This is a genomic window from Bacteroides sp. 3_1_23, from assembly GCF_000162555.1.
GTDB classification, from domain to species: domain Bacteria; phylum Bacteroidota; class Bacteroidia; order Bacteroidales; family Bacteroidaceae; genus Bacteroides; species Bacteroides ovatus.
Genome location: NZ_GG774949.1, coordinates 2,757,639 through 2,782,977 on the forward strand (window position 1 = coordinate 2,757,639; position 25,339 = coordinate 2,782,977).

Sequence of the window (25,339 nt, forward strand, 5' to 3'; positions counted from 1 at the left end):
AGAAATAAAGAACAAACTTGCGAAGCTAATGTCTTTCAAGTTTGTTCTTTGTTTAAGTAGCTAACCCAAAATGAACAATTTGTCAAAAAAGTTGTTCATATAAACGAGATTCAATCAATAATAAGGAAACAAAACAGTGACAAATGAACTAGTAGTTGACGTACAGCCCAAAGAGGTCTCCATCGCCCTTCTCGAAGATAAGAGCCTGGTGGAACTTCAAAGCGAAGGAAGAAATATTTCTTTCTCTGTGGGCAATATGTATTTGGGACGTATCAAGAAATTGATGCCCGGACTAAATGCATGCTTTGTAGACGTCGGTTACGAGAAAGACGCTTTCCTTCATTATTTAGACTTGGGTCCTCAATTTAACTCACTCGAAAAGTTTGTAAAGCAGACTTTAAGCGACAAAAAGAAGCTGACCTCCATCAGCAAAGCAACCCTGCTTCCCGACCTTGACAAGGATGGAACTGTATCCAACACCCTCAAAGTAGGACAAGAAGTAGTGGTGCAAATCGTTAAGGAACCGATCTCCACTAAGGGACCGCGACTGACGTCCGAAATTTCGTTTGCCGGACGCTATCTCGTACTGATCCCTTTCAATGATAAGGTTTCTGTTTCACAAAAAATTAAATCGAGCGAAGAGCGCGCCCGCCTTAAACAACTGCTGATGAGCATCAAGCCTAAAAACTTTGGTGTCATTGTCCGCACGGTAGCCGAAGGCAAACGCGTAGCCGAACTCGACGGAGAGCTTAAAGTTTTGGTTAAGCATTGGGAAGATGCGATGGTAAAAGTACAAAAAGCCACCAAGTACCCGACGTTGATTTATGAAGAAACCAGCCGCGCCGTAGGTTTGTTGCGCGACCTCTTCAACCCATCATTTGAGAATATTCACGTCAACGACGAGGCTGTGTACAATGAAATTAGGGATTACGTATCACTGATTGCGCCCGACCGGGCTAATATCGTGAAACTGTACAAAGGCCAACTTCCCATTTACGACAATTTCGGTATCACCAAGCAGATTAAATCATCGTTTGGTAAAACAGTCTCTTACAAGAGTGGTGCCTATCTGATTATTGAGCACACTGAGGCGCTTCACGTAGTAGACGTGAACAGCGGTAATCGCACCAAGAATGCCAACGGGCAGGAAGGTAACGCACTCGAAGTAAATCTGGGAGCCGCCGACGAGCTGGCCCGCCAACTGCGATTAAGAGACATGGGTGGTATCATTGTCGTGGACTTCATCGATATGAATGAAGCCGAAAACCGTCAGAAGCTTTATGAACGAATGTGTGCCAATATGCAGAAAGACAGGGCACGGCATAATATTCTGCCGCTTAGCAAATTCGGGCTAATGCAGATTACACGCCAACGTGTGCGTCCGGCAATGGACGTCAACACGACCGAAACCTGCCCTACTTGCTTCGGCAAAGGCACTATCAAGTCGTCCATTCTTTTTACGGACACTTTGGAGAGTAAAATTGATTACCTGGTCAATAAACTGAAGGTTAAGAAATTCTCGTTACACGTCCATCCGTATGTTGCCGCTTATATCAATCAGGGACTCGTTTCTCTGAAACGGAAGTGGCAAATGAAATACGGATTCGGTATCAAGATTATTCCAAGTCAAAAACTCGCATTTCTGCAATATGTGTTCTATGATACACATGGAGAAGAAATCGATATGAAGGAAGAAATCGAAATCAAATAGACAGAAAAGGCGGCCCGGTCAAAACGAGTCGCCTTTTTGTTTTATCTATTTTCTTCAACTATCCATTTTTCAATATTACGGGTTTCCGCACTGAAGTTCACTCCTATTTTAAAGAGTTTCCGTTCATCCATCTCGAAAGGAAGAGCATAATGCTTGTCATTTATCTGCTGCAAGGCTTCTTCGGCCATACCATTCAGTTTAAATTCCATGATATAAATGAATTTGTCTGTCTGCAAGACAAGATCGATGCGCCCTTCGCTTGTATGATATTCCACTTTGGCATAGAAGCCGACCAGTTTAAAGACAATGAAAAGCACATTCTCGTAATGCAATTCCTGATCGCGAATCACTTCGTAGGTGGTATCTGCAAAGAAACTTTGCAGACGACGGAAGAAAGAATTATAATCCCCGGAACGTACTTCACGAACAAATTTCTGAATTTCAAACGGAGATTCTACCTTATTTACATTCGCATAATAAGGAAGCAGGAAACGGACAAATCCTTCTTCTACTTCACGATTCGGGAAACCTAACCGATACATTCCAAATTCTTCATCATACCCTTTAATAGTGAGATAACCACTCTGATAAATCACCGGAATGGGATTAGTAGATTCAGAGTCTATGCTATTCAATACTTGGGCGTCGGTTTCTTCATGCGTCATCCGCTCCAAGTCATAATGATGTTTTTGCAGCAATTTCACCAGATAGGTCGGTGTGCCCGTTTCAAACCAATAGCTGCCAAATTCTCTATACTTAAAAGCATTGAGCAAACTAAACGGATTGTACATGCCGATTGAATTGTGTGTAAAGTGATAGCCGTCATAACATTCTTTCAATTCTGCACAGAGTTTATCATACGTCACACCGCGTACGTCCGCAAATTCATGAAGCTCGGCATCCAAAGTATCATGAAGTTCCTGATCGCTAACCCCACAGATTTCAACATAATCTTTTCGCATGGATATATCGTCCAAGTTGTTCAAGTCACTAAACACACTGACTTTGCCAAACTTTGTCACACCGGTAAGGAATGCAAACTTGATGCAACCGTCCATTGTTTTAAGCGCTCCATAAAAAGGCTTTAATGTATTCCGAAATTGCTTTTGCAATTCTTCATTACCGATGGCTTGCAACATGGGTTTGTCATATTCATCGACAAGAATAACCACACGTTGCCCCGCCAACTTACAGGCGCGCTCTATGATACCGGCAAAACGCAAAGAAAACGAACGTTCGGACGGCTCGGCACCATATAGTTTTTCCCATGCTGTCAGCGATTTATCAAGTATATTATCCAGACTTTCGGATGTATCATATTTCTCGATATTAAGGTCCAGATGCAGTATAGGATATTTTATCCAGTCCTTTTCCAGTTTTTCCACAGCCAGCCCTTCAAACAGTTCTTTCTTTCCTTGAAAATAGGCCTCTAAGGTGGAGACGAGCAGACTCTTTCCGAAACGGCGCGGACGACTCAAGAAGTAATAACTTCCAGTCTTTACCATTTGATACATCAGTGCTGTCTTATCAATATAGAAATAACCGTCATTACGAATTTTTTCGAAATTCTGAATGCCGATCGGATAAATTTTATGGCTCATATTCTCTTCTTTTATTAATCAATGCCTTTCTTGCAAAGATATATATTTTTAATAGAACTCTTTGTCATAGCAGGTTAAAAGATTCTTTTCAATCATTCATTCTGCACATTTCCCCGGAAACTTAGGGACGATAAAATAAGGGGATGATGACTGCACAAAATTACGAAAAGCCCGGACTTTCGCAAGCTCGGGCTTTCTGTATCTTGGGGACGCCTCCTTTACCTATAGGGAAATGGGCGACTAGCAATTGATTCTAGTACAACAAAAAAAGACGTTCCAAGAGTAAAGATAAAAGGGATACCAGTGGGAAATGTGGGGAGGCATCCCTTTCTTTTGATAGGAACAAAGATGGAAGGATGGACTTTCACAAGCTGTGTCCTTCGCTTTGTTCCGGGGTAAAAAATATCTTTTCACACATAGGTGAAGAAGGGTTTATTTTCAATCTCTATTATTGAGCACCTTTCTTAAAGGTCACTGTAAACTCTGTTCCATTACCGGCTACATCTCCCCATTTAGAAGTTGCTTTCAGAACAACCACTGCCGAGATGTCACTACCAATAATTTCCTGTGCGGCAGTAGTAGTATTCAGTTTCACTTTACCGTTATTCTTCAATTCATCAGCATCAAAATACTTCTTGAAGTCATCCGCAGATTTCGGTTCGAAACTGATAGACAGGCCGTATAACGCAAGGGCATCTTTAGCAGTAGAAACATCAAATTGACCACTAGCATTAGTCGGCCACATTTCTTTACCTCTCGAGTCTTTCCAAGTGAAATTGTAACCATCCTTTTCACTTTCAGTCTGTGGATTGAAAGCTTTTGACAATTCTATTTCATCAGCCTTAGTTGAAGTTTCTTTAAGACGAATCTTCGGAAGAGTTAATGTACCATTCAATTCATCAACAGGCATAAGCATATTTACTACATTCTTGTTATCAGCAGGAGCAATTGATTTACCATTAGATGTCACACCAAATGTCACTGAAATCGGATTTGCTTTACCTTCTTTCTTATAAGAATAGTTAACAGTACCAGCAGTAATAGTATAAACGTAGGAACCACCATCTACACTTCCTACACCTGCCGGAGAAATTGCAGGTGCAATAACAATCTCACCGGCAGTTTTTCTCTTGTTAAGATCCGTAAAGACTGAAGCCTCATAAGCCTGTGTCAAGTTTCTTGTTAATTTCACAGATGACACGTTATCACCACCTTCACGTGACATAATCATCATTTCCTGACCCGGAGTAGAGTTCAATAAGTTCCAATCCCAAACGAGTTCACTAGCTGCAGTTGCGCTGACCTTAATATCGGCACTAACTGTTACAGTCTTGTTATCCTTTGTCAGGATTACAGATACTTTATCGATGCCATTTTCACTAGTTGTCACATAATTTGCAGGCACTTTGATTTTAACGGCATTACTTTCCAGTATCATGCAAGGTGTTACAGCGTTATCAGCAGGATCAGACACACTGGTAGCACTATTCAAATCTGCAACAGGTGATCCTGTTGTACCAAGTGCTGCTAAAATAGCACTTAATCCAGCCAGATTATCGGCACCGGTACCATCAGCTGTAAGCGTGTATACCTTTGCAGCGCTGTTCCATTTCAGTTTATCGAATGTGAGAGCTACAGGAGCACCCTTACTTGTTAGAGTAACTTGAGCATAGGTAGTACCAGTTAAGTCTGTTGTTCCGCCATCACGAGTAACTGTAATAGTAGGAGTAACCTGACATACATTACCAACCGCTGCATCTGCTTTAGCTTTTAAAACACCTTCTGTTAAAGTGAAATTACCTTCATTCATTCCAGATTTAGCATAGGTAACTTTAAACTTAGACAAGTCAATACCCAGTTCGTCTACTGTTTTCTCTACTTCATTGGTAGATGTTCCGTCAGCGTCTGGAGTTACAGTAAACACATAAGCACTTCCTGCCGCATAGTCGATCTTATCATCTGCGTTTTCTTTTATAAGGCTGTTCGGTTCAGTACCACCTGCCCATTTATAATCAATCTTATTGATATGAAGTGTCTGTTGAGTCATTGCAAAATAATCAGAAGAGATATCTGAATATTCTGTTTTATCATCCTTACCTATCACAGTCAGAGCTACGGCAAACCCTTTGCCTTCGATAGCGCCTGCTTTTTTCAAAGTCACCTCTATCAAATTAGGTTCATTAGCTACTGCTTTTACAGCACCTACCGTGAATACACCAGCGGCACGAGTCAACACTTGAGCATCTGTAGTAATTGTATATTTACTATCCGCTTTAGTCAGCTCTGCAACTGCTGAAGCCGGAGATACACGGAATCTTACTTTCTTTTCAAGGGTATTACCTACTTCGTGCCAAGTTTGGGCAGTATTAATTCCCGTAGTATATTGAGATGTTTCAGCGACTTTCAATGATGTAAATTCTACAATTCTGTCTGCTGATTCCGGCACATACACAATGCTCTGAATCATACCTTTGATAGCGTCGATTTCTTTCTGAAGAGCATCTTGCATCTTCTTCAATTCGCTATCTTTTGTTTGCAATTCAGTAGCAATAATATCCTGCACCTTTTTAGTCAGAGAATTATCACCAGTGGGTGCAAGCAATGCAGCCAAGTCGTTCTTTGTATCATTAATTTGCTTGATAATGGCAGCATAGTCTGCATATTTACCTTCTCCGATGCCTACGTAAGCATCGATAGCTTCCAGCAATTCGTCCAATTTACCGAAGTTAGCCGCTACAGCATCACGGTCTTTATATATATCATTATATATGGTAGTAATGATAGTCTCCAACGACTGTTCTGTACCGAACGGGAATTTGACATCCTTAACCGTTGCGGCGATCTGTGACTTGATAGCTTCCGATACATACGTAGCTAACTCGCTCGGCGTACCCCCTGTAGTGAAAGCATCCCTTATCTGTTGGTTTACCAACTTTACCAAACCCGTCTCTTCATAACCGGCTAGCGACCCGTTTGCTGCAAACTGTTTTTCCGCAGTAATCAAATGATCCAATGTTGATTTAGCAGTTTCGAGATCAGTAATCTTCTGTTTCAATTTAGCAATGTAATCATCACCTCCTAAAGCTTCTTTCAAAACTTTCAACTCATTTTGAGCAGTAGCCAATTTACCTGCCAAGTCTGCCGCATTTTCACCTACAGCAGTTTTCAACGACTCTTTCAAATCTGCAATCTGCTGCGTCAATGATGTTTCGGAAGACGGATCATTCACGAGTTTTTCCAGTTTCGCCAATTGGTCTTTCAATTCCTTGCTTGCTTTATCAACAGCCGCATTCATGTCTTCTGTGCTCACAGGACTGGTCGATGTGATTTTATCAACCTGCTCCTGCAAGCCTTTAATGTCATCATCGTAATCTTTACAACTCGTTACAGTTGTACTGACTGTAAGCGTCAATGCCCCGAAAAGCATTACCCTAACAAAATTTTTCTTCATAACTACTTAAAAATTACATTAATAATATATTATTAAACACTAAGTTTCAATAATAGACCGCCCGTTACTTCGTAGGTAACGGAGAAACCTTTGTTCCTGCTCTTTTGGAGTAGTCAATACGGAAAAATGAAACAATATGCGATTACATTTTTTACCCCTGCTTCTTAGAAGCGGCAGAGGGGCGGGAGACCTTTTGCAAAATTTAGAAGTTAACAAAGCCCTAATACAAAGAATCCGCTTGTTTTATTTGGTTAATTCCTGTTTTGAGTAGTTTATTAGAAAAAATGTATGATTTCGTTTGGTTGTTTTAAGAAATATGCTCATATTTGCACCGATATTTCAACCCGTTACCTACGAAGTAACAGGATAAAAATCAAGCACTTAGACCTACCACAGATCGTTTTACAAAATCAAGTACTTGTATATTTGCTTCATCAATTTTCTTATTTCGGAAAGGCTTCAAATAAGTTTCCGTCACAGTGATAGACGAATGTCCCATCGCTTCGGAGATAATACCCGGATGAATTTCGCAATAATACGCAGTCGTAGCCCAGGTATGGCGGGCGGTGTACGAGCTCAACCGGTCTTTGAGTCCCAATGCCTTTCCTAATAATTCCAACTGATAATTAAAATTGCGCAATGCCAGTTGATATTCCCTATACGCCTTTGGCGAACCTTCGTCACTATGAAGAATCGGGAACAAATAAGGCGACTGTTCCTCCCGATTCATATACTTTTGCAAAAGAAACATCGCTTCCGTCGTCAACGTCACAGACAACGGACGCCCCGTTTTACGACGACGATAACTAATCACATTTCCCCGCAGATCACTCTTACGCAAATAAGCCAGGTCGACAAAAGGCAATCCCCGAAGCAGGAACATAAGAATGAACAACTCCTGCGCACCCTTCATGGCAGGAGTGATGGCGTCCGACTGCAACAGACGGGCAAACACCTTCTTCATATCCTCCATATCCAGTGCCCGGCGGCGGTCTGCCCACGTACCTGTATATACGGAGCGAAAAAGATGCGGTACGTATGATGCCTTCCGAAGATCGACAGCGCGATTGTAAACCGCACGCAACGTGCGAAGATACGTAGACACCGTATTCCAACTACACCCACGTGCACGAAGACTACCCTCAAAATGCTTCAGCCACTCCGGAGTGATTTCCCGAAACGACAAACGATCGGAACCCTGAAAAGTAAGAATCGCATTCAACGTACTTCTGTATACATGAGCAGTCCCTAAATTTCCACTCTGCTGCAAATCAACAGCCACTTGTTTCATAAACAAAGTAAAACTTTCCTTTTTCATTAAAAATAAATTAATAATTAATATTTACTTTTCCCACATTTTACTTTAGTAAAATACAAAAATATATCTTCAAAAATTTACATACATAAAATCTAAAAAATAAAAACTAAAACATTTACATTAATCATCAAAGTAAATTTCATACATTTGCACAATTTTTCAAACAATATATTATTTTAACCATTTAAAGTATAAAAAAATTATGAACAACAATGAACCAGCTGCCGAACGCTACAGCATTAATGGATTCAAGTATTTCTCCGAATTGGCGAAGGAGTATTTTCCCGATCTGGCAAACGCTTCTTCCGCCAGCAAAAAAATGCGCAAACGCATTAAAGCAAACAAAACATTGAACGAACAACTGGTTGCTGCATATTACACCAGCCAAACAATCGATGTCAGTCCTGAAATGCAGCTAATCATCTACCGACACTGGGGACCTCCCCACATTGACTTGCCGACAAACGTTTAGCGCGTAACAGAAAACGAAAACACGGACAAGAAATAAAAGGAAAATCGATCTATATATTTTTAAATATATCATTTATCTTTTATTGTTTATTATGTATTCCACTTTGCGTTCACCACTTTTTTTCAAAACAAAGATAACTACCAATCATATAGCTATTTACAGAAAGAAAAAAGCGTTCCACAAAGCGTTCGGCAAAAATGACCGTTTTTTCACTACAAACAAGACCTTCGAATCCCCCTAAACGAAGGCTTTGTTTTTTCTCCAACAGAAGCTCCACCAGTCACAAACAGAAGCTCCACCAACCACCAACAAAAGCTCCGCCAACCACCAACAGAAGCTCCGCCAACCACCAACAGAGCATCCGTTCCATCCCCACTCCTTCCCCGGCTTCATGAAAGAAGAAAAAAAAACAGCGATTTGCGCATCGCGGCACCCTTTATTCATCCACACCCGTCCGCACGGAACCACACCCCTTGCGCATCGCACAGGAACGGCGTACCTTTACAGAAATTTAAAACGATAACCCAATGAACAATTTCAATTTTCAAACCATGATGGAACATGGTTTTCTCATTATCCCCAAGGCCCTGCTACAACAACAAATAGAAGACCCGAACATAGAAGCCGGAGAAATAGAAGCGCTCCTGAAAATCCTGATGAAAGTCAACTATTCGGACACGTTATACAGCGACCGGCAGCACAAAGACTACCTGTGCAAAAGAGGCGAAAGCATGTTCAGCTACCGCGACTGGAGCCGCATTTTCCGCTGGTCTGTCGGAAAAACCTTCCGGTTCATACACGCCCTTGCCATCCTGGGGATCATCGAAATCGTCCCCCATCCCAACAACCCGTCCCTGCATATTCGTGTCGTCGAATACGACAAATGGGTAGGAGCCCCCGACAGCGGCAAGCAGAAAAAGAAAGCCGTCAACGAGAAGTTCCGCCTGTTTTGGAATGAGTTTCACAGCATCACGCAGCTTCCCAAAGAAAACATCGCCAAAGCGCAACGCGAATGGAAAAAATTAAGCGACAAGGAACAGCAACTCGCCATCGACAAGGTAGAAGATTATTATTTCCACCAAACAAACATCAACTACCTGCTCCACGCTGCCAGCTATTTATCCAACAAAGCTTTCCTAAACGAATACTGATAAAACGAATCCCAATTAAACGAAGACTGATTAAACAAACACTGATTATGAATACCGAAAACAGAGTTTCACCACAGGCTCCCGAAATAGAAGAAGCCATCATCGGCGCCTGCCTGATAGAGCAGAGGGCTATACCACTGATAGCCGACAAGCTGCGCCCCGAAATGTTCTACGTCCTGCGCCACCAACTGATCTACGCCGCCATACTGGCTATGTACCACGCCGGAATGAAGATAGACATCCTCACCGTAAAAGAAGAGCTTTCCCACCGCGGAAAGCTCGAAGAGGCGGGCGGAGCGTTCGGCATCACCCAGTTGAGCAGCAAAGTGGCGACTTCCGCCCACCTCGAATATCACGCGCAGATCGTACACGAGAAATATCTACGACGCGAAATGACCTTGGGATTCAACAAACTACTCGCCTGCTCGCTAGACGAAACGATGGACATCGACGACTCGTTGATGGACGCGCACAACCTGCTCGACCGTCTGGAAGGCGAATTCGGCCACAACAACCACATGCGGGACATGGATGAACTGATGACCGCCACCATGACCGAAGCCGAAGGACGTATTGCCAACAACATAAACGGAGTGACCGGCATCCCTACCGGACTGGCAGACCTGGACCGCATGACGTCCGGACTCCAAAACGGCGAACTAGTGGTAATCGCCGCCCGTCCCGGCGTAGGAAAAACGGCATTCGCACTACATCTGGCACGAAACGCAGCCATGGCAGGACATGCCGTAGCCGTCTACAGCCTCGAAATGCAAGGAGAAAGACTGGCCGACCGATGGCTGACAGCAGCCAGCGAAGTCAGTGCCCGCCATTGGCGGTCGGGAACCGTCAGCCCGCAAGAGCTTGCAGAGGCACGCACGGCAGCCGCCGACCTCAAACGTCTGCCGATACACGTAGACGACAGCACCTCGGTCAACATGGAACACGTACGATCCAGCGCGCGACTGCTGCAAAGCCAACATGCGTGCGACGCGATCATTATAGACTACCTGCAACTCTGCGACATGACAACCGGCCAAAACAACCGCAACCGCGAACAGGAAGTGGCACAAGCCACCCGCAAAGCGAAGTTGCTGGCCAAAGAGCTAAACGTACCGGTGGTACTGCTTAGCCAGCTAAACCGCGAATCGGAAAACCGCCCCGCAGGCCGCCCCGAACTGGCACATCTCCGCGAAAGTGGCGCAATCGAGCAGGATGCGGACGTCGTGATATTACTCTACCGCCCCGCCCTCGCACGAATAACAACCGACCGCGAAAGCGGTTACCCTACCGAAGAACTAGGCATAGCAATCATAGCCAAACAACGCAACGGAGAGACGGGAAACGTATACTTCAGGCATAATTCGGCAATGACAAAAATCACCGAATACGTCCCACCGCTGGAATACATGCTGAAACATGCTAAATAGATACAGATTCACCCCGATTCCATACAATTTTATATTACAATATATAGCTGTATGGAATTTCTTTTTTTATTTCATTATTGATATAAAATAAATAGCAAAATACTTGACTTTCCCTTTCAAATTTCGTATATTTGTAATGTCAACAAGGACAGAAAATATTATTACTTAAACCTTAACTTTTTTAATTGTATGAATGTATTAGTGGAGCGCTATCAGCGCAGAAAGTATGTGAATCAGCCGGATTCACAGATGTTGTATTATGTACGCCAGAAATCGGGTACAGTGAGAGTGATGGACATCAACAAGCTGGCCGATGCCATCGAAGCGAACTCATCGCTTACAGCAGGAGATGTGAAGCATTCCATCGAGGCTTTTGTTGAGCAGTTGCGCCTGTCGCTTACCCAGGGCGACAAGGTGAAGATCGACGGATTGGGCACGTTCCATATCACGTTGAGCAGCGAAGGGGCGGAAAAGGAGAAGGATTGCACGGTGCGCAATATCCGCAGAGTAAATGTTCGTTTTGTGGCAGACAAGGCACTTCAGCTGGTGAATACGAGTCATGCCACTACCCGAGGCGAGAATAATGTCGATTTCATCCTGGCCGGAAAGGGTGACGGAGAAGACGCGGATGGTGGAAACAGCGGTAGCGGTGGAAGCGGAGAAGCTCCGGACCCGGCAGCTTAATCATTAAAAACAGTGCCGCATGGGTATTACAGAGTGATTTCTACAGTTACTCTCCATGCGGTTTCTGTTTTCTTCTACATTTATTTTTTAATTCTCAATTTTCAATCCTCAATTTATTAAAATGCTCGATAAAATCATAGAGATCATTATGACGATCCTGCCCTTTCTGGGCAGTAATCGCAAAAAGCGCAAAGTAATGGCGCAAGAAGTAAAAGAGTTCAGCGAACTGGTGAAAGACCAATATACTTTTCTGATGCAGCAATTGGAAAAAGTGTTGAAGGATTATTTCGACCTTAGCTCGAAAGTGAAAGAGATGCATACGGAGATATTCTCATTAAGAGATCAGCTGGCACAGGCTGCTGCCTTACAATGTATTAATAAGGAATGTGCACAACGTAGTGCAGCAGAGGCATGATAATGATTCAATTAATGCAAATTATGGAACCTGTGCAATTTACAGAACCTATTCAATCTATTTAATCCATTCATGAGAACTATAAACCTGATAGTAATCCATTGCTCCGCTACGCGCGAAGACAAGAGTTTCACAGAATATGACCTGGACGTCTGTCATCGCAGACGAGGATTCAACGGAACGGGTTATCATTTCTATATCCGCAAGAACGGGGATATAAAATCTACCCGTCCGATAGAACGAATTGGTGCGCACAGCCGCGGTTTCAACAAAGAAAGTATAGGTATCTGCTATGAGGGCGGACTCGATTGCAAAGGACAACCGAAAGATACCCGTACCGAATGGCAGAAACATTCGCTCCGGGTATTGATTCTCGCTTTATTGAAAGATTATCCGAATTGCCGGATCTGCGGACATCGGGATCTAAGTCCCGACCTGAACGGAAACGGCGAAATAGAACCGGAAGAATGGATCAAGGCCTGTCCCTGTTTTAATGCTGAAACGGATTGGGATAAAGTCTAAAAAAAAATAGCTTTATTATAATTTAGGCACGGATAACACGGATTTCACGGTTGCTTTGTACAAGCATAGCACTAACCGTGAAATCTATGTAATCCGTGCCTAATCTTTAACTTATGATTTTGCTAGACTACGCGTTATCAAAGGTTGTTTCAAACCGACGCAATATGCTGTCTAATTTTCCAACGAGGTAAAAAGGTAGATTTATCAATTTGAATTCTTTTCCGTCTGCCGTCTTTACCTCATCCACAGCATAAGGCTGCGACCATATTCTGACTGCAACAGTCTGATTAGAGTGATTCATAAAAGAATGTAAGGAACGCAAGTGGGCGTTATGCCCTGATTTGACTTCAATGGGATAAACCATAGAATCCTGCACCCACACATAATCGACTTCTGCATTAGAACCACTTTTATTACGCACCCAGAAACAACGTTTCTGACTGACTTTATCTGTCAGTGTCAACAGTTCTTGCGCTACAATCTGCTCCGCTATCATACCACGCCAAGCATCCATTATATCTTTTGCTCCCAAAACCTCTTTCTGTACTTGTGCCGCATAATTCACCAATCCTGTATCTAACCAGACCAGTTTGGGCATACGCTTTATTTCAGGAGTGGCCGGAACTTCCGTTGCCGTAGTCGGATAAACTAATTCCAGCAACATCGCCTTTTCCAATAAACGAAAAGCCTCTCCCACTTCCCGAGCATTATAAGACGAACCAGCAAATCCTCCTAAAGTTATAATTTGTCCAGCTTTATGCCATCCTTCTTTTAATATAAAGCGAATCACTTCCGGAAGTTGTTTTCCCAAAGCATATTTTTCCACATCATCCCGGTAGCCTTGCAAAAGAGTTTCATAAGTGGACTCCAAGGATAAAATATCCCTGCGCTCCGCATAGAGTTGCACAACTTCCGGCATACCTCCAATCAACGTATAGATATTAAACAATAACATCAAACGATCATGGAAAGCGAGAGTGATTTCAGGCTTATCTAAAACGGATAATAAAGGTTCTTCTCCAACAGCACCCAGAAACTCGCGAAATGAACAAGGACGCAATGCCATATATTGCACCCTTCCCACCGGAAATGAAACACGTACATCTATCAGGTTTTCTAATAATGAACCGGCAGCAATTACATAAATATCAGGTAATTCTTCATAGAAATAGCGTAATAACGCTACTGCCTTTGCTGAATTTTGAATTTCATCAATAAAAAGTAATATAGTTCCTTCATTCCTTATCTTTCCACAATGTGCAAAAAATAAAGGCATCAAATCTTTTAGAGATACATTCAACTCAAACAAGGATGCTGCCTCCCGTTTCTCCAAATTCAAATACAGGTAATTGTCAAACTGCTTTCCAAATTCGTTGACTACCGTTGTTTTACCGACTTGCCTTGCTCCACGCAATATCAAAGGCTTTCTATGCGTATCGTCTTTCCATCTTTCCAGATGAAATAAGATATCTCTTTTAAACATAAACCACAAATTTATTGATTTTCAGCAACAAAGTTATAAAGAATTTCCAAAGATGGGGCAAAATACCATTGATTTTGTTTCAAAGATGGGGCAAAAGTCTATCGTTCATGTTTCAAAAATGGGGCAAAGCCACCTAATACTGTCGTAAATATGGGGCAAAAAGAACGTATTTACAATCAGCTAATCTACAAATTAGACGACTTACCATGTACTAACTCCAATCGTACATCGTAAATCGTCTAATCGTAAATGAACTTAATCGTAAATTATTTTTCTACTTCACGTCGAATGCAGCATCAATCAACGCTTTCAAGTTCAGATAATGACTTCTGTATATTCCACTGGAAGCATTTGCCGCATTGGTCAGGTCTCTTCTAAGATCAGTCAACTGTCCGCGTGCAATAGTCGGTGCTTCAGAAGGGAAATCGAAAGCTACGAGCGAATAACCACCCAGACTTCCGAGCGAACCGGAACTGTTCTTCGGTTTATCAAGCATTCCAATCAACGCATTGACATAAGTCTTTTGCAAACTACGTTGGGAAGCATCCGGTTTCTTTCCTCCTTGCATATCGCTCCAGATACTCTTCTTCAAATCACGGAACAAATCGTTGGCTGTGTATGCCTTCGCTCCGTTGACCAGTTCGTTGTCCGTCATCTTATCAAGTGTGCGGCTGCTAAGCAGTTGTTTCAATGTACTGCTCTGTACACGGTAGATCGAATTGAAAGTATTGATACCAGTTCTTTCGGACAGTTTATCATCCATCAGCCAGGTCGGTGTGGTAAACAGTTCCTTGTTCAGGAAGTCGACCGCTTTCTTCTGAATATCCTTCGGAACATATTCCACCGCTTTCATGTCTGTCTGTTCCACAGAAATCGGATTGTGGTAGATACCGGCCACATTGGTAGCCACATGGCCCATGTACAAGTCGAATTGTCCCACCACATTCTGATACAAACGGACAGCTTTCATATAACCCTCATTCGGTTCATAAGTCCAGTTCATGATTTCAGGCATCACACGTTTCAGGTTTTTGATTCCATACGAGCTTGCCAGCATGGCATCATCTCCCAAATCTTCACTCTGGTTGCGGGGATCGTTTCTGTCGAGTTCCGTTCCGAACGTATAGCGTTTGTCCTCCCGCAGCTTCTCAATGATCCACTTATTCAAATGAGGTATTTCGGCTTCCGCCGTTTCATATTCAGGCATCCAACGATAGCCCCATTCAATCGCCCATTTATCATACATACCGATACGGGGGAATATTCCCGAACGTGAAACGTTGTCTTCCGGCTGTGCCACATAGTTGAAGCGTGCATAGTCCATGATAGACGGTGTATGACCGTTGGCTTCCACCCATATTTTGTCTCTAAGTTTCTCTACCGGGACGGTATTGGAAGAACCGAAGTTATGACGCAGTCCTAATGTATGTCCCACCTCGTGGGAAGATACAAAACGTACCAGTTCGCCCATCAGTTCATCGTCGAACATCGGTTTGCGTGCTCCCGGATCAATGGCTCCTGCCTGCACGATGTACCAGTTGTAAAGCAGGCTCATCACATTGTGATACCAGTTGATATGCGTTTCAAGAATTTCACCGCTGCGAGGGTCGTGCACGTGAGGTCCGCTTGCGTTCGGAATATCGGAAGGCTTGTACACGATAGCCGAATGGCGGGCGTCTTCCAAGCTCCAGGTAGGATCGTCCGTCGGTGCTTCTTTGCCGAAGATTGCATTTTTGAATCCTGCTTTCTCAAAAGCGGCTTGCCAGTCGTTCACTCCCTGAATAAGGTACGGAACCCATTTCTTCGGAGTGACAGGGTCGATATAAATGATAATCGGTTTCTTTGGTTCCACCAATTCGCCACGCAGGTATTTCTCGCGGTCTTCGTCTTTGGGTTCGAGACGCCAGCGGGTGATATTCGCTTTATACTTCACTCCTTGCGGATTCTCGTCAAAATCCTTATAGCTCACAGCAAAGTAACCTACCCGGTCGTCGTGCAATCTCGGTTTCATCGGTTCCTTGGGAAGTAATAGCATAGAGCTGTTCAGTTCGTAAGTCAACGGAGTGGTAGAGGTGGCAAAGAAAGCTGCCAGCAGTTTCTCAAGTCCACTGCCTCCTCCTTTCTTCCGCTGGAAGGTACGCACGGTACGTATTTCGATGTTTTGCGGAAAGGCTTTCAGTGTGTCGATATAACTGGCGTCGTCTACCATGCTGCTCGCTCCGATGTTGTCTTTCACCCGGCTGGTGAATGAAAACATTTCGTTGTCCTTACGGATATAGTCGGTCATGTCGATCACATAGTTGGTAGTTTCTCCTTCTTTACGGACAGTTTTCAGCGGGAAGGTGGCCACAATGGGTTGAACATTGGAGTTCAATACGGCCTGATACATACCCAGTGTATCAGCAGAATGTTCGAGATAAGAGATTTCACGCACGAACAGTTTGTCGCCGCGTCCTTTCTCGAAACGGATCACTTCGTCGCTGATGTAATCTCCCGGATAGCCTACTTTACGTTTCTGCGCGTCTACCGGTGCTTTCACAACTCTGTTCACAATCAAAATATCACGTCCGAAAAGAGAGTCGGCTATTTCGAAGAAATATTTACCATCTACGTAATGCACTTTAAAAAAGCCGTCCATTGTTTTGGCTTTGCCGGTGATTACTTTTGCGTAAGGTTGCAGAGCATCTTTCTTACTCTTGGCAATGGAGTCAGCCTTGGCTTTATCCACCGCTTCCGTCTTGCTCTTCTTTTTCTTCTTTTTCTTGAAGATGTCCGTCGATTGTGCTCCGGCCAATGGAACGATCATTGCCAGAATCATCAGAATTGAAACTAATTTCTTCATGCTTTCTTTTTTAATATTTATATACAGATACAAAGATAATAATTATTCGATACCGGCAATGCCATACATATTTAAGTTGTTGATACTAGACATCTTTTCATTCGGTTTGCCTGAAATAGTATATTCCTGTCCATCAATTGTCAAAGTAAAATTATAGGTATAAGTTAGCCCTGTTTCAAAAGGTACGGCAATCATCATATAACAGGTCTCCAAACTGGCACCAAAATACCCGGCAGTTATCTCGAAGCCGCCATTAGGAAGATTATAAGTAATACTGTTTATCGGAGTACCGGAAATTTTACCTGTCGACAAATCTACAGTTGCTCCATCTTCGTAGGCAATCGGATGGTCACAGCTCACCACCACTTTAGTAAATTTCTTACCGACAAAAGAATCCGGGCATCCCGCACCCGGTAAAGTGATTTGAGAAAACAATGGTTTGAATTCTCCCAAAGAAACAGTTGCAGCAGAATAGCTAGATGTAGTAGCCGAAGCATAAGCAAAGCTATAATTACGATGCGGCATAAACTCTGATTCATAATACTCCTGCACAGCTAAGTTGGGCAAAGCGACAGCCTTATAATCTTGTGAAGCTGCGTTATAGGGCGTATAGGCATAAATAGTGTGATCGCCACCCTTAAATCCTGCAGCAAGTTCGGAAGAAGGATTCAGCGTAATATCTTCAGTCACACGACTATCACGATCATATACTATATACGTTTTACCATCCAATTCTGTAGTAGTAGCCACCGCTACTTCCGACGGAGCATACGGCAAGTTATCCTGCGGTTTGCCATCGGACAACACATATATTCCTATCTTGTCCGCTTCAATCCATCCCTGGCTTCCATGGGAATACACATTATAAGCACCGGAAACAGCAATTTTCCCCACTACGGGAATATCTGCATCTTCTTCTTCACCATCGTCACTGCTGCAACTTACTGAAGACAATACTAAAGCTACACAAGCAGCAAAATAAAACAGTCTATTTTTCATACTTTTCTCGTTTAAATGATTAATTATTTACTGATAGGTTATTTTCTTTTTCCAATTAATATTCTCCTTCATAGTTCGTGCACCATACCATGCCTTTCACATCGCCAAACCCGCTAAAAGTCTTCAATTCCAAATCGGGAGCAAAACCTTCGAAGAGACGTACCATCTGGCTCGTGTTTACATCGATGATGGCGATATCCCCATTTTCCTGCGAAAGTGCCAGCCGGAAATTCGGATCAGTGCTATTTCCCCCATAGCCATAAAACTCACAAACAACAGGACTTCCACTGATGCCGGTGATACAGCTGCCTGCTGTGTAAGCCAGCATATGGCTGCGCATCTGCATACTGTATATATAGAGATTCTTATCTCCATCGGTAAAGTAGAAATAAGGGTTCTTTTCAAAATTGGAGGACATCTTAATGACACTTTGCGGAGTCAATAAGGAGCTGCCGCTGAATCCGTATTGATCCGTACCGGTTATCAGGTGAGAGTTATTATCCATGTCTTTTACGGCAAACTCGTGCAAATCATAATTTCCGGTTCCCTGCACGTCAATCAGCGACACGTAGTTTGACCAAAATGTCAGCCCGCCGTTGGAGGCTACATCTTTCTTTTCGTAAGCCCCTATTGCCAGGCAGCGGGTTCCCGCTCCCATATTGTTCACCCGCAACACACCGGAGGGAACTTCCAAATCCTGATCGTATGTTTTGAAGTAGACGATGGCAGGAGTATAAACTGCTCCCCACTGCGGATAATGTGTAATGCCGATAAAACGGGCATTTTGCTCATCATACAAGATACAACGTTCTTCGTCGGCACACCAATAAGTGACGTTGTGGAACGGTGCGAAACAGGTGATACGGCTACCTCCCTCAAACTCATACGGCATGGCGCCGTACTTCCCGTAATAAGGAATCGCTTTATTGTCAGTGCCTACGGCACGGATATACACTTCCCCCTGTTCGGAGCAAATCACGTAATATTCTTCCTTGAATGCGAAGTCCATTATCTTCAAGCCTTCCGGCTCTTTACGGTTTTCAAATTCGTGGGCAAGCCACATGTCTTTTTGCAACGAATTGCCATCTAGCGTGACACTTCCACTACCCTGATTTATCAGGATTTTCGGCAAACCTGACACGTAGGAACCGGAGATAGAGCCTAATACATAATAGTAATAGATCCCGAGCGGGTCTGTACCCAGACCATCTTCGATGATGTTTTCTACATCGTGCGTAGCCCGGAGGCCGGGATTGATGAAAGATAAAGAAGATTTTCCGTCTCCTTTGTTGGAGAGAATCATCCAGCCCCAGTCGAAACTGTTCTTTCCCGTCAAGGTATATTTATTGCTGATGTATGTTTCATTCGTTTCCTTATTGATTACTTTCAGTATCAGTTCGTATGTCCCGCCTTTCTCGAACTGGTATTTCAGATGATAGCCAGTGTAGATCAGTTCACGGTTCAAGTACCATTGGACGGTGAAAAGTTCGTCTACGTTTCCGATGTCGGTTGAGAAGTTGACGGGAGCATCCATCTCGAAAAGGTCGCCTACCATAAATGTGTAGTCCGACGAAGCGGAGTTCACAAAAGAGACTTTGGTAGAGTTTGTATAGCCATAGTTTCCCAAATCGTCATAACAGCCGGTTATCACGAGAAGCTGCAGGATTGAAATGAATAGTATTGTTTTCCGCTTCATAGTTTATTGTCAGTTATCGAGAATGGTTTCATACAGCGGTGTCACTCCATCTGTATCATAATATTGGTAATTGCCTTGCTGCCACTGGTCTTTCCACCAAGCCTTGAAGTCGGCTATCAGATTGACAAACTCAATGCCGGTGTATTTATCCAATGATTCGAGTATCTCGCCATCCATGAAAATGATAAAAACACGGTATTTCATATCCGAGTATACTCCCAGATTGGCCGCTGAACTCTGGCTCCACCACACAGGGCAGGAAATCCGGTCGGTCACTTGAATCGTGACGTATTGATATTCTGCCGGGCCTACCAGACAGTTTTCCACTGCATCCAGCGAAAGGGTAAGTGTATATTCTGTGTTGAGCAGTGCTTCATTACGATAGACGGTGACTTCGTAGGTGTCTTCTGCCAGTCCTCTATGGAAGATGCCGGAAGTCAAAGGGGCATAATCGATGCCGGAACGGGCGGTGCTTTTCTCTCCCACTGCGGAAATATCACAGGTGGCATTTTCTTCGAGCAGGTAGCCAAGAAGTGTCATTTTCACTTTCACGGTTCCTTCTCGAAGCAAGGGTGCATCTGTAGCAAAGTTGAATGTTATTTTCTGTGGAGACTTATCGCTCATGTAAGTAAAATAGACGTAATTGTCTCCATTATAAACGTCCAGCTGCTCTTCACTGCAAGAGGTGAGAACGAACAGCAGGCAGAAGATGGTATATGTCAATATTCGTTTCATCTTATCCGGGCATTAGTTGGTTGTTTCACTGGTAGGCAATGGAAGTACATAAGAACCTGTCATGTTGATTTCTCCTTCCTCGTCGGAATCGGGCACGGTGGAGAGGTTCATCCGTTTGTAGGTGTAGAAGGTTCCACCTTCGCCTATCATTTCTTTCCGTATATCGAGCAGTATTTCGGCATCCAGTTGTTCACGGGTGCTGACTGTCAGACTAAGGGTACGTTCAGCTCCACGGGCTTTTCGAACTGTTTCGAGGTAGTTGATTCCTTCGGTTATCTTGCCATTATAGCTACTGATCTCCGCCAGGATATGACAGATTTCACTGAACCGGATCACTGGTATCATCGGATTCTCCATTGCTTCTACTACTGATTCTACGGAAGGGTTATACTTCAGAGTGTAATACTTCGACTGGGTTTCATTGGTAGTCCCGATCAGGTAGGTGAGCCGATAGTCGGTATATACGCCCGTGTTGTCCGAAGCAAACAGGGAAGGGATATTTGCCAACGGCAAACGGGTGGTTGACGAAGAAGAGGAAGAGCCCCATACGGCCTGTTCATAATCCGTAGCCAGCTGTTTCTTGTACAAGCCGAACAATATGTCGTGGGAGACTTTTGTATATCGGGAATTGAGATTGCAGGTAATGTTCTCTCCTTCTGTAAAGCCTATCCACCGTTTCTGCTGATAATAGGTGTTGTAAAGTTCTTTGGCGGCTGTCTCGGCATTCTTGTAGTAGGCAGGACCGGCATAGATGCAGACACGGGCTTTCAACCCCAGCAATGCCAGATAGTTGAAGCGGATGCCACGATACCAGAAGAATGCTCCCATATCGTCTATATAGGAACCGGAGTTGAAGCGGTAGCGGGCATTCCATTCGGGAGTAGGCTCGTACATTTGTGAAGCATACATCGCTTCGGGATGGTATTCGGTGTCAAATTTCCGCAGAATGTCTTCCGCTTCGAGCAGGTCTTTCAGGACTTTCTCGATAAAATCGGTAACGGTGCATTTTTCTACCACTGCAGCTTCGTATTTATCGCGGTAAGGAAGATAGGCGCCCGAAGGATTGGTTGCCGTTGCAGGAGCAAACAAGCGAAGTAGGTCAAAATGCATCATGGCTCTTAATGACAAGGCTTCGGCGTAAATGAGGTTTTTCTCTTCTTCTCCGTATTCGAACAAAGAGATGTCCGTGGGCCGGATGTTCTCGATGAGCTTGTTCAGGTTGGCTATCACTTTATAGCCTTTTTCCCAGATAGCTGTCACGACGGGTTCGGTGTCGACCGTGTTATAGATAAGTTCGGAAGCGTCGGCATACATCGGAGAGATGGTTCCCGCCTTTTGATTGTATTGCTGGGAGATGGCACTAAGGAATCCCCAGCTTAGTTGCTTACCGTAAAGTTCGTCGGACGCCAGATTGGTGTAGATACCATTCAGGGCATTCCGGTAGCCGAAACCGGTGGAAAACAGATCGTCGTCGGCTATCGCATTTTCTGGTGTTACGTCCAGCCAGGCATTGCAGGAAACGGCTAACATTCCTGTCAGGGCTATTAGTATATGGCTGATTAGTTTCTTCATTTGTATGGTTAGAATATGATGTTAGTAGTCAGATTGAATGAACGCGAATAAGGATAATCCAGTCCCCGTTCCTGACGGATGGTAGACCAATAGAACAGGTCGTTCATCGTGAACGAAAGACGCAGGCCGGACAGATGGAGTTTCTTTAATTGTTCGGGACGGAAATTGTAGCTCATTGTCAATGAACTCCATTGCAGGGTATTGTTTTTCTGTACAAAACGCGAAGATGCGCCGGTGGTGACATTACGGTCACGAATATCTTTCATGGTGGTTATGTCTCCCGGTTTCTGCCAACGGTCGAGCAATACCCGCTTATCTACATTGTCATTTTTAATGTCGGCATTCTCTACATAGGAGACGAGGGTATTGTTGTAAGCATCTCCACCAAAAGTATAGAGGAAAGAAGCAAACATGGATAACTGTTTATAGGACAGGGTATAACCGAATGAGCCTTGTCCCTTGGGAGCTGTATCGCCAATAATGGTCCATTCGTCGGCAGACCATACATCGGTAACGTCACCATTCCGGCGAAGGTAGATTTCTTTGCCGTTTGTGGGGCTGATTCCCAATGACTTCATCCCGTAAATAGAGGTCAGAGAGGCTCCTTCGTAATATTTCAGGTATGTTTTAGCATATTTTGAATCGGAGCTGCTTTCGGGGTTATATCCGCTGAACAGTTCTTCCACTCTTTTATTATAGTCGCGCATTGCCTGGGAGATTTCAATAATCGTGTTTTTGTTTCTTGCAAAGCTGCCGTAGAGCTGGAAGAGCCAGTTTCTGTCACTGTAAAGTCGTGCCCGCAGTTCCAGTTCGACGCCGGTGTTTTTCACCTTTCCCATGTTTTCTTTGTAGGAGGTGAATCCGGTAGAGGAAGGGATGGTATAATCGGTTATCAGGTCGATGGTACGCTCGTCGTAGGCAGAGGCTTTCAGATAGATTTTATCGTGCCACAGTCCGATTTCAACTCCATAGTCGAGGGTGTATTTACGTTCCCATTTCAGGTTCGGATTTCCCATCTGATAGAGGAATACACCGTAGCCTGTGGGATACCAGCTGTCTGTTTGCAGCTGATACATATCTTTGGCCGAATAGAGGGAGAAGTTGGTCTTTCCGGTCAGTCCGTAGGAGACACGGAACTTCAACATGGAAAAGAGTTCATTCGACTTCATAAAATCATAATTATGAATGTTGATTCCTGCTCCTGTTGACCAGAACATGGACCATCTTTTATCGGAACCGAATTCGGAAGAACCGTCGATACGTCCTGTAAGGTCGGCGAGATAGATATTGTTGTAGGTGTAGTTGGAAGTGAGCAAGGCTCCTACCAAGCGGGTGGTATTATCGGAGCTGCTGGGCTTTCCGTATACTTCTGCCGCATAGTTTGAAGAGACAAGGTCGCCACCCGGAAATCCCCGGTAACGTGTTTCGGAAGCAGTGCTCTGCGTTTGTCTCATGTTGGAGGACAAGCAGATATTGAGATTGTGTCCCTTGAAGGTATTGTTGTACATGAGTGACAGGCTTCCGTCTATCACTGTTCTCTTTTGTGTGGATTCTGTTTTTTCACCATTGATGTTGCCTGTACTGGCTGAATAACTGGCCGATGCGGGATCTTTGTACAGATCACCGGTAGAATTTCTCATCAGGACGGAAAACTGACCGCGCAGACGCAGACCGTCGGTGATACGCCAATTCAGACTAAGATCATCGGTTACTTCATCATAACCGGAATGGTCGAAGCTGTTGTAGAAGTTGATTTCGTACAGTGGATTTACTTGTGTGCCGCTAGCCCCGTCGAACTTTTCGAGACGGCGCACATAATCGCCATTTTCATCATACAGACGCATATAAGGAAGTAAATGGGAGTAATCGCTGAATGAATTGAAGGGGACATCTGTACTTTTGTTATAAGTGTAGGTCACTTTGTTCTTTATTTGTAGTCCGCCAATGCGGTAGTCTACATAAAAAGCGGCATTGGCATTCTTACGGGAAGAGTGTTTCATCACTCCTTCCGTTCCTCTGAATCCCAGTTCCACTCCCCAGCGCACGTCGTTTTCTCCACCGTCTATGAAAACGGAGTGCTTATGGTTCAGAGCCGTGCGTAGTCCTTGAGAAAGCCAATAGGTATCGACACCTGTCAGTACATTATTGAGTCGTTGGTAGTAACCGTTGGTATAGGGGTCTATTTCCGGGGTGTTGCTGTCATATAGTCCTGCCAGGCGTTCGGTTTCCAGCTTCTCACGGGCGTTCACCAGATTGTAGGAGGATAAATCCGGCAGTTCGGCAGAAAGTACTCCGGAATACTGTACACGGAACTTTCCGGCTTCAGGCGCACGCCGTTCAATGACAATTACTCCGTTGGCCGCACGTGAACCGTACATGGCAGTGGCGGCAGCATCTTTCAGGATATTGATGCTGTGGATGCTATTCATATCGAGGTCGTATATCTTTTCTACATCGACTTCAAAGCCGTCCAGTATGAAGATAGGCAGGTTGGAATTACCGCTTAGCACTTCCCGCGAAATGGAGGAGGTGGAGGTCTGCCCAAGTGTCGTTTCTCCGATACCGGTCTGACCACGCAAGACGAATTGAGGCAGGCTGTTGGGATCGGAACCAGCAGCCAGATTCTCCTGTATTCTGAAAGAGGGATCGAAAGTCTGAATGGCCGAAATCAGGTTGTTCGGGTTGACTTTTAACAGGTCTTCTTTCTCTATCTTTGTGGTATTTCCAGTGAAACTTTCTTTCTGTATGGAGTTATAGCCGGTTACAATCACTTCCTGAATACTTTCGGTAGCTTCTACCATCTGCACATCGACTTTCTGCCGGGAAGTGACTTTGATTTTACGGGTTTCAAAACCGATGTAGGAATAGATAACCAGACCGCCTTTTTCGGGCAGGGTCAATACATAGCAACCGTTTATATCGGTAATTACACCAGTAGAATGACCATCCAAACGAATCGTCACTCCTACCATCGGTTCTTTAGAGAGTTTCTCAATCACCCGGCCATAAACATAATTTCCGTGTGGAGGAAGAAGATATGTCTCTTTTGAATTATTTTTGTTTTGGGCTATTGCATTAGTAGATAGTGATAAAATGTATACAAACAATAAGATTCTATTCAAAGCCCCGGAATTTAGCTTTTGCATAACGGATATATATAGTTATTACACCCGCAAAAGTATTCTTATATGATAGACGGAGCAATCACGAATTTTAGGTATTTTACACAACTATTATACCAAAATATAATTAAAGCAAAA

18 protein-coding genes are annotated in these 25,339 nt (G+C 43.9%); 7 read left to right on the forward strand and 11 right to left on the reverse strand.

Features of this window, described 5'->3' with window-relative positions:
- The first annotated feature begins 136 nt into the window (after nt 1-136).
- On the forward strand, nt 137-1,711 hold the full coding sequence (locus tag HMPREF9010_RS13405; protein WP_004304193.1) for a ribonuclease E/G: 1,575 nt from the start codon (nt 137-139) through the stop codon (nt 1,709-1,711).
- A 41-nt stretch (nt 1,712-1,752) separates the two neighbouring features.
- Here the strand turns inward: HMPREF9010_RS13405 and HMPREF9010_RS13400 are convergent, their stop codons facing one another.
- From HMPREF9010_RS13400 to HMPREF9010_RS13390, 3 genes are all read right to left on the reverse strand, one after another.
- On the reverse strand, nt 1,753-3,312 hold the full coding sequence (locus HMPREF9010_RS13400; protein WP_008648727.1) for an ATP-binding protein: 1,560 nt from the start codon (nt 3,310-3,312) through the stop codon (nt 1,753-1,755).
- A 448-nt stretch (nt 3,313-3,760) separates the two neighbouring features.
- Nucleotides 3,761-6,763: a hypothetical protein gene (locus HMPREF9010_RS13395; protein WP_008648728.1), complete on the reverse strand. Its 3,003-nt coding sequence runs from the start codon at nt 6,761-6,763 to the stop codon at nt 3,761-3,763.
- Nucleotides 6,764-7,136: 373 nt separating this feature from the next.
- Nucleotides 7,137-8,081 carry a tyrosine-type recombinase/integrase gene (locus tag HMPREF9010_RS13390; RefSeq protein WP_008648729.1) on the reverse strand — a complete coding sequence of 315 codons (945 nt, stop codon included), beginning with the start codon at nt 8,079-8,081 and terminating at the stop codon, nt 7,137-7,139.
- A gap of 202 nt (nt 8,082-8,283) precedes the next feature.
- On the opposite strand from HMPREF9010_RS13390, the gene HMPREF9010_RS13385 reads away from it, so the two are divergent.
- On the forward strand, nt 8,284-8,553 hold the full coding sequence (locus HMPREF9010_RS13385; RefSeq protein WP_004300655.1) for a DUF4248 domain-containing protein: 270 nt from the start codon (nt 8,284-8,286) through the stop codon (nt 8,551-8,553).
- 237 nt (nt 8,554-8,790) lie between these two features.
- On the opposite strand, the gene HMPREF9010_RS25440 is transcribed toward HMPREF9010_RS13385, so the two are convergent.
- Nucleotides 8,791-8,946 (reverse strand): hypothetical protein, encoded by a 156-nt coding sequence (locus HMPREF9010_RS25440; RefSeq protein ID WP_232284337.1) that lies wholly within the window; start codon nt 8,944-8,946, stop codon nt 8,791-8,793.
- A gap of 134 nt (nt 8,947-9,080) precedes the next feature.
- Between HMPREF9010_RS25440 and HMPREF9010_RS13380 the strand changes: the two genes are divergently transcribed.
- From HMPREF9010_RS13380 to HMPREF9010_RS13360, 5 genes are all read left to right on the forward strand, one after another.
- Nucleotides 9,081-9,704 carry a hypothetical protein gene (locus HMPREF9010_RS13380; protein WP_008648734.1) on the forward strand — a complete coding sequence of 208 codons (624 nt, stop codon included), beginning with the start codon at nt 9,081-9,083 and terminating at the stop codon, nt 9,702-9,704.
- A 47-nt stretch (nt 9,705-9,751) separates the two neighbouring features.
- A complete protein-coding gene (gene dnaB, locus HMPREF9010_RS13375; protein ID WP_004314319.1) occupies nt 9,752-11,131 on the forward strand; it encodes a replicative DNA helicase in 1,380 nt (459 codons plus the stop codon).
- A gap of 189 nt (nt 11,132-11,320) precedes the next feature.
- On the forward strand, nt 11,321-11,815 hold the full coding sequence (locus tag HMPREF9010_RS13370; protein WP_004314318.1) for an HU family DNA-binding protein: 495 nt from the start codon (nt 11,321-11,323) through the stop codon (nt 11,813-11,815).
- Nucleotides 11,816-11,936: 121 nt separating this feature from the next.
- Nucleotides 11,937-12,230, forward strand: coding sequence for a hypothetical protein (locus tag HMPREF9010_RS13365; protein WP_008648736.1), 294 nt, complete (start codon nt 11,937-11,939; stop codon nt 12,228-12,230).
- 72 nt (nt 12,231-12,302) lie between these two features.
- Entirely contained in the window at nt 12,303-12,752 is a 450-nt protein-coding gene (locus HMPREF9010_RS13360; protein WP_004314316.1) for an N-acetylmuramoyl-L-alanine amidase, read from the forward strand.
- Nucleotides 12,753-12,879: 127 nt separating this feature from the next.
- On the opposite strand, the gene HMPREF9010_RS13355 is transcribed toward HMPREF9010_RS13360, so the two are convergent.
- From HMPREF9010_RS13355 to HMPREF9010_RS13325, 7 genes are all read right to left on the reverse strand, one after another.
- Nucleotides 12,880-14,235, reverse strand: coding sequence for an ATP-binding protein (locus tag HMPREF9010_RS13355; RefSeq protein ID WP_004314315.1), 1,356 nt, complete (start codon nt 14,233-14,235; stop codon nt 12,880-12,882).
- 274 nt (nt 14,236-14,509) lie between these two features.
- Complete coding sequence (locus HMPREF9010_RS13350; protein ID WP_008016862.1) at nt 14,510-17,077, reverse strand: zinc-dependent metalloprotease; 2,568 nt, start codon at nt 17,075-17,077, stop codon at nt 14,510-14,512.
- Between the two features lie 42 nt (nt 17,078-17,119).
- Entirely contained in the window at nt 17,120-18,076 is a 957-nt protein-coding gene (locus tag HMPREF9010_RS13345) for a fimbrillin family protein (RefSeq protein ID WP_004314313.1), read from the reverse strand.
- Nucleotides 18,077-18,131: 55 nt separating this feature from the next.
- Nucleotides 18,132-19,772, reverse strand: a complete 1,641-nt coding sequence (locus tag HMPREF9010_RS13340) for a PKD-like family lipoprotein (protein WP_008648738.1) — start codon at nt 19,770-19,772, stop codon at nt 18,132-18,134.
- A 9-nt stretch (nt 19,773-19,781) separates the two neighbouring features.
- A complete protein-coding gene (locus HMPREF9010_RS13335) occupies nt 19,782-20,507 on the reverse strand; it encodes a DUF4843 domain-containing protein (protein ID WP_008648739.1) in 726 nt (241 codons plus the stop codon).
- 12 nt (nt 20,508-20,519) lie between these two features.
- Complete coding sequence (locus HMPREF9010_RS13330) at nt 20,520-22,079, reverse strand: RagB/SusD family nutrient uptake outer membrane protein (RefSeq protein WP_004304210.1); 1,560 nt, start codon at nt 22,077-22,079, stop codon at nt 20,520-20,522.
- Nucleotides 22,080-22,087: 8 nt separating this feature from the next.
- Complete coding sequence (locus tag HMPREF9010_RS13325; protein ID WP_008648740.1) at nt 22,088-25,225, reverse strand: SusC/RagA family TonB-linked outer membrane protein; 3,138 nt, start codon at nt 25,223-25,225, stop codon at nt 22,088-22,090.
- Nucleotides 25,226-25,339 lie beyond the last annotated feature (114 nt).